The following is a 6,666-nucleotide window of genomic DNA, read 5'->3' as shown; positions in this document are numbered from 1 at the left end:
TAATGTTTTCTCAGGATTAGGGGCTGGTGTTCATACTTTAAAAGTAAAAGATGCTAATGGTTGTGAAGTTAGTTTAACATCAATAACTATTACTGCTCCCCCAGCATTGGTGGCTGGAACTCCTTCATCAACAAAAGTTAATGTAAATTGCTTCGGTGGAAACAATGGCTCGATTGATTTAACTGTTGCTGACGCAACTGGAGGAACTGGAACAAAAACATATACTTACGCATGGACTAAAACAGGCGGTGGCTTTGCTGCCTCTACCGAAGATGTTACTGCTTTAACGGCAGGGACATATTCAGTAGTTGTAACCGCAACAGATGTCAATGGATGTGTAGCTACAACGGGTTTGTCGGTAACAATTACTCAACCGATTGCTGTAACAGTAAGTGGAGTAGCTACGGATGCAAATTGCTTTGGTGCCTCAAATGGTTCTATCGCAGTAACGAATAGTGCAGGCTCAAGCGTTGTAATAACTAATTCAAGCAATGCCGTAGTAAGTAATACGGGCTTACCTGCTGGAACTTATACTTTAACGGCAACTGCACCAGATGGAAATAATATAGGCTCATGCACGGCAACTGCTACTGTAACCATAAACCAACCAACCATTTTGTCCGCAACCGTAACGGCGACTAATGTTACTTGTTTTGGAGGTAATGGTTCAATAGTGGTTACTTCACCAAGTGGTGGTGCTGGTACTTACGAATACAGTAATGACAACGGAGCCAACTGGCAGTCAAGTGGTGCATTTACACTGGTTCATGGAACGTATCAAATGTCAATTAGAGATGCCGCCAATCCTACTTGTATTATTGATTTGGATGGAACAAATGGTACGATAATTATGCAACCAGCCGTATTGTCAGCCACAGCAACAGCAACCCATGCTACTTGTTTTGGAGGTACTGGTTCAATAGCGGTTACTGCTCCTACGGGTGGTGCAGGTACTTACGAATATAGTAAAGACAACGGAGCCAACTGGCAGTCAAGTGGTGCATTTACACTGGTTCATGGAACGTATCAAATGTCAATTAGAGATGCCGCCAATCCTACTTGTATTATTGATTTGGATGGAACAACGGGTACGAAAATTACTCAGCCTACCTCTTTGCCAAGTGCAACTATTGGCGGAACAACTGCTGTATGTATAGGTTCTGCTACTGCTCCAATAATTACTTTTACAGGAACAGGCGGAACAGGTACATTGACCTATGCTTATACCATTGATGGTGGAAGTACACAAACAACTACTGCTTCAACAATTACTGTTTCAACAGCAACGGCTGGTACATTTACTTATACTTTATTGGGTGTAACAGATGCAAATGGTTGCGTGGTTAATTATAACACGGGTAACACTTCAACAGTTACGGTGAATGCTTTACCAACTATCACAACCACGCCTGCAACCATTTGTGCAGGAGCTTCGGTGGATTTAAGCACCAAAGTTACAGGAGCTGATGCGTATGTTTGGAAAGAAGGCACAACTACTTTAACGAATTTAGTAGTAAGTCCAAGCATAACAACTACTTATTCGGTAGAAGGGCTAAATACTACTACAAGTTGTAAAAATACTGCTTCATTAACAGTTACTGTGAATCCATTGCCAACGTCTGTGCTAAGTGGTGGTGGTGTAATTTGTACAGGTGGAACTTTACCTAACGTATCAATTGCCTTAACTGGAACGGCACCGTGGAGTGTAACCTACACAGATGGAACAACACCCGTAACGGTTGCTGGCATTACAACAAGTCCTTATGTAATCACAACAGCAACAGCAGGAACATACACCATTACGGCTGTGAGTGATGCTAATTGTACGGGTACTTCGATGACAGGTCAAGCAACGGTAACAGTTAATCCTTTACCAACGGCAGTCGTTTCAGGTGGTGGAACAGTTTGTGAAGGAGTTACTTTACCAGATGTATCAATTGCCTTAACTGGAACAGCACCGTGGAGTGTAACCTACACTGATGGAACAACACCAACAACAGTAACAGCAACAACAAGCCCTTATGTTATTACAGGAGCAACAGCGGGAACATACACCGTTACGGCTGTGAGCGATGCCAATTGTACAGGTACTTCAATGACAGGTCAGGCAACGGTAACCGTAAATCCAAAACCAGCAGGAGCAAGTATTACTCTTCCTGCTATATGTTCAGGAACGGCAGTAGGTTATGCACTTACTACGAGCAATAGTGTTAATAGTACGTTCTCATGGGTGGGGGCATCATCATCACCATTTTTAAGTGGCTTCTCAACTACTGCTCAGACAGGCTCAACAATTACGGATAATTTAACGAGCATAGATATCTCAAGCATAACTCACAACGTAATTTATACTGTGACACCTACGAGTGTAACAGGTAACTGTGCTGGAACTCCATTTACGGTAACAGTTCCAGTTAAACCACCTTTATTTGGCAGTATTAATGTAAATACAAGTTCAATCTGTATTGGAGGTAGTGCGAGTCTCAATTTTAGCACTCCTTTTTATGGAAGTAATACTATAACTGTAGATTATAGTGATGGTTCGACAACCCAAACTGTTACGCTAAATGCTGGTATAACATTGGTAAATATAGCACCAACCGTAACAACAACTTATACTTTGGTAAGTATGACTGTCAATGGTTGTACAAAAACATTTACAGGAACACCTCCAAGCGTAACGGTAACAGTTAATCCATTGCCAACCTTAACAGTAGTAAATCCAGCAGCAGTTTGTAGTCCTGCCACGGTTGATATTACAACCTCAGCAGTTCAAACAACCAATACTGGAACAACGACGAACTATTATTCAACCAATACATTGGCAATGGCTGGTGGAGCAGGTGATATTACAACGCCAACCGCAATTTCCTCAACTTCAACGATTTATATAAGAAGTGAATCAGCAGGTTGTTATGTAATTCAGCCAGTTACTGTAACCGTCAATCCATTACCAACAGTTGTGACAACACCTGTTACAATTTGTGCAGGAGCTTCAACAACTTTATCGGCAACAGGAGCAAATACTTATGTGTGGAAAGAAGGTACAGCTACTTTAACGAATTTGACGGTAAGTCCAACTTCAACAACCACTTATACGGTTGAAGGAACAGATGCCAATGGTTGTAAAAATACTGCTTCGTTAGTGGTAACGGTCAATCCTTTACCAACTATTGTTACCACACCTGTAACGATTTGTACAGGAGCTTCAACAACCTTGACGGCAACAGGAGCAAATACTTATGTGTGGAAAGAAGGCACAGCTACTTTAACGAATTTGACGGTAAGTCCAACTTCAACAACCACTTATATCGTTGAAGGAACAGATGCCAATGGTTGTAAAAATACTGCATCATTAGTGGTAACGGTCAATCCATTACCAACAGTTGTGACAACACCTGTTACAATTTGTACAGGAGCTTCAACAACTTTATCGGCAACAGGAGCAAATACTTATGTTTGGAAAGAAGGCACAACTACTTTAACGAATTTGACGGTAAGTCCAACTTCAACAACCACTTATACCGTTGAAGGAACAGATGGCAATGGTTGTAAAAATACTGCTTTGTTAGTGATAACGGTCAATCCATTACCAACTTTCACAACAACTTCAACTAATCCAAGTTGTAATGGAGTTTCTAACGGAACAATTACAGTAGCGACCTCCGCAACAAGCCCAATGTTTAGTAAAAATGGTGGAAGTTATGTGGCAGGAACAAGTCCATATACTTTCACAGGATTGGCAGATGGTATTTATTCTATCAAAATAAAAGATGGTAACGGTTGTGAAAGTAGTGCATCGAGTGTAACAATTACGCAACCTGCTGCAGTTGTGGTTATTGCTACGCCTACTTCTGTACTTTGTCATGGAGGTAATGGTTCGGCAGCTCTTTCTGCAACAGGTGGGAATGGTACTTACACCTTCACATCATCAGGAGGAACGGTATCTGGAAGCACTTTAACTGCCCCTGCAGGAACTTATACAATCACGGCAACAGATGGTAATAACTGTACGGCAACAGTTTCTGTAACAATTACACAACCATTAGCACCATTAGGTCTTGCTTCTGCAAGTTCAACTAATGTTTTGTGTAAAGGTGGAGCAACAGGGACAGCAACGGTTACGGTAAGTGGTGGTACAAGTCCATACACCTACGCATGGACAGGAGCAAATGGCTTTACAGGAACAGGCGTTACTATTACAGGATTGTTGGCAGGTACTTATAATGTAACTATCAAAGATGCTAATAATTGTACTGCTAATGGTGCGGTGACGGTTACAGAACCAACCCTTGCGACAAGTATCACTGCTTCGAGTAATACGCCAGTTTGTGAAGCATCAGCCTTGAATTTAACATCGACGGCAACTTCTTCAACAGGAGGTTTAACTTATGCTTGGGCTGGTTCAAATGCTTTTGTGGCTGCAACTCAAAATGCCAATATTGCTACAACAACGTTGGCAGCCGCAGGCACATATACAGTTACAGTTACGGATGGAAACAGTTGTGTGGCAACGGCAACAACAGCGGTCGTAATTAATCCTTTACCAACAGTTTATAATGTTACAGGAAATCCATCTATTTGTTCAGGTGTGGCATCTCCGATTACGTTAAGTGGTTCAACAGTTGGTGTAAATTATAAATTGACAGCAAGTGGTTTTGGTGGTTCAGTATTAGCAGGAACAGGAAGTGCATTAATATTCACGCCACCTGCTAATATTTTAGGAACTTATACCATTGAAGCAACCAATACAGTTACAGGTTGTAAATCAATTATGAATGGAAGTATTACCACTGTTAATGCTACCAATCCAACGCTTTCTGTTACATCACAAACGAACGTAAGTTGTAAAGGTGGTAATGATGGAACTGTAACGGTTTTAGCTTCTACGGGTAGTGGTTCATATAATTATTCATTTAATGCTGGAACGGTTCAATCAAGTGGAACATTTGCAGGAAATTCGGCTGGCACTTATGCCGTAGTAGCGAATGACATAACGACTGGTTGTAAAGCCTCAATTAATGTAACTATCACAGAGCCAGCATCTTTGCCAAGTGCAACAGTAGCTTCTTCAGGTATTGCTTGTGTGGGTAATACGATAACATTAACCGCTACCGCAACGGGTGGTACTGCTGGTTATACCTATAATTGGAATGGAACAGGCTTTGTTTCTTCTAATACATTAGCAGTTACGACTTCTGGAATAAATACTTTAGTCGTAAAAGATTCAAAAGGGTGTACTTCTACGGAAACAGTTTCAACGACGGTAACATTTAATGCTTTGCCAGTTCCTGTTATTGCAGGAACAACAACATTGTGTAGTGGTTCAACATTAAATTTAACGGCTAATGATGGCGTAACCTACGCATGGTCTGGTCCAAATTCATTCACTTCAACAACGGCTACTATCAGTATTCCAAATGTTCAAACGGTGAATGCAGGAGTATATTCAGTAATGGTAACAAATGCCAATAGTTGTGTGGCAAGTGCAACGGCTAATGTAATTATCAATCTTACGCCAACCGCAAGCATCACGCCAACGTCTGCAATTCTGACTTGTACAAATCCAAGTACAGCATTAACAGCCTCGGGTGGTTCTACTTATTCATGGACTGCCACGAATGGATTTACCGCAAATACTGCTATTGCTAATATTACTTCGGCAGGAACTTATACCGTAACGGCATCGAGTTCAGCAGGTTGTATTTCAACGGCGAGTGTAACCGTAACTGAGAATAAAGTTGCACCAACAATTGTAGTTACGCCAACGACAGCTATTCTAACTTGTGCGAATCCAACTACCAGTATTCTTGCTTCGGGTGCGGATTCTTATTCATGGACAAGTACAGGAGGATTCACTGCCTCAACTGCAACGGCAAATATTAATGCAACAGGTATTTACACCGTCGTTGGAACATCAACGGCTAATGGTTGCACTGCTTCTGCAAGTGTAGAAATTACAGAAGATAAAGCCACGCCAACGGTTACAGTAACGCCAAGCACTGCTATTTTGACTTGTACTAATCCAACCACAACCTTAACTGCTTCGGGTGGTATTTCTTATGCTTGGTCGGGTGCAGGAACATTTACTACTTCAACAATAACAGCGAGTTTGGCAGGTACTTACAATGTGATGGTAACAGGTGCAAATGGATGTACTGCTACAACGAGTGTAGTTATAACGGAAGACAAAGTTGCTCCAATTGTTGGTATTAATCCTGGTAATTTGAATTTGACTTGTAGTAGTCCTATTACCTCATTAATGGCAACAGGTAGTGCAACATCATTTTCATGGTCGGGACCAAATGGTTTTACGTCATCGAATGCGATACTCACATTGGTATCAGTAGCTGGAACTTATAGTGTTATTGGAACAAGTACAAATGGTTGTACAGCTTCTGCTTCAGTAGAAGTTATGGAGAATAAAGCCACGCCAACAATTACAGTTTTACCTACTACTGCTGTATTAACGTGCTTAAATCCAACAACTACGATAACTGCTTCAGGTAGTAATACTTATCAATGGACAGGTCCTAATGCGTTTATTTCTAATTCTGCAACAGCTAATATTACAGTAGCAGGAACTTATACCGTAATTGGAACAAATGCTAATGGTTGTACTGCTTCAGCTTCAGTAGAAATTACAGAAGACAAAGCCACGCCAAC

Annotated in this window: 1 protein-coding gene; it reads left to right on the top strand. The window is 41.3% G+C overall.

Features of this window, described 5'->3' with window-relative positions; all coding sequences use genetic code 11:
* Nucleotides 1-6,666 (top strand): beta strand repeat-containing protein (locus tag LV89_RS25345; protein ID WP_211321254.1); only part of this gene is annotated, 6,666 nt, incomplete at both ends.

This window comes from Arcicella aurantiaca (assembly GCF_003148625.1).
GTDB lineage: Bacteria > Bacteroidota > Bacteroidia > Cytophagales > Spirosomataceae > Arcicella > Arcicella aurantiaca.
This window is presented reverse-complemented; position numbering and strand designations above follow the sequence as displayed.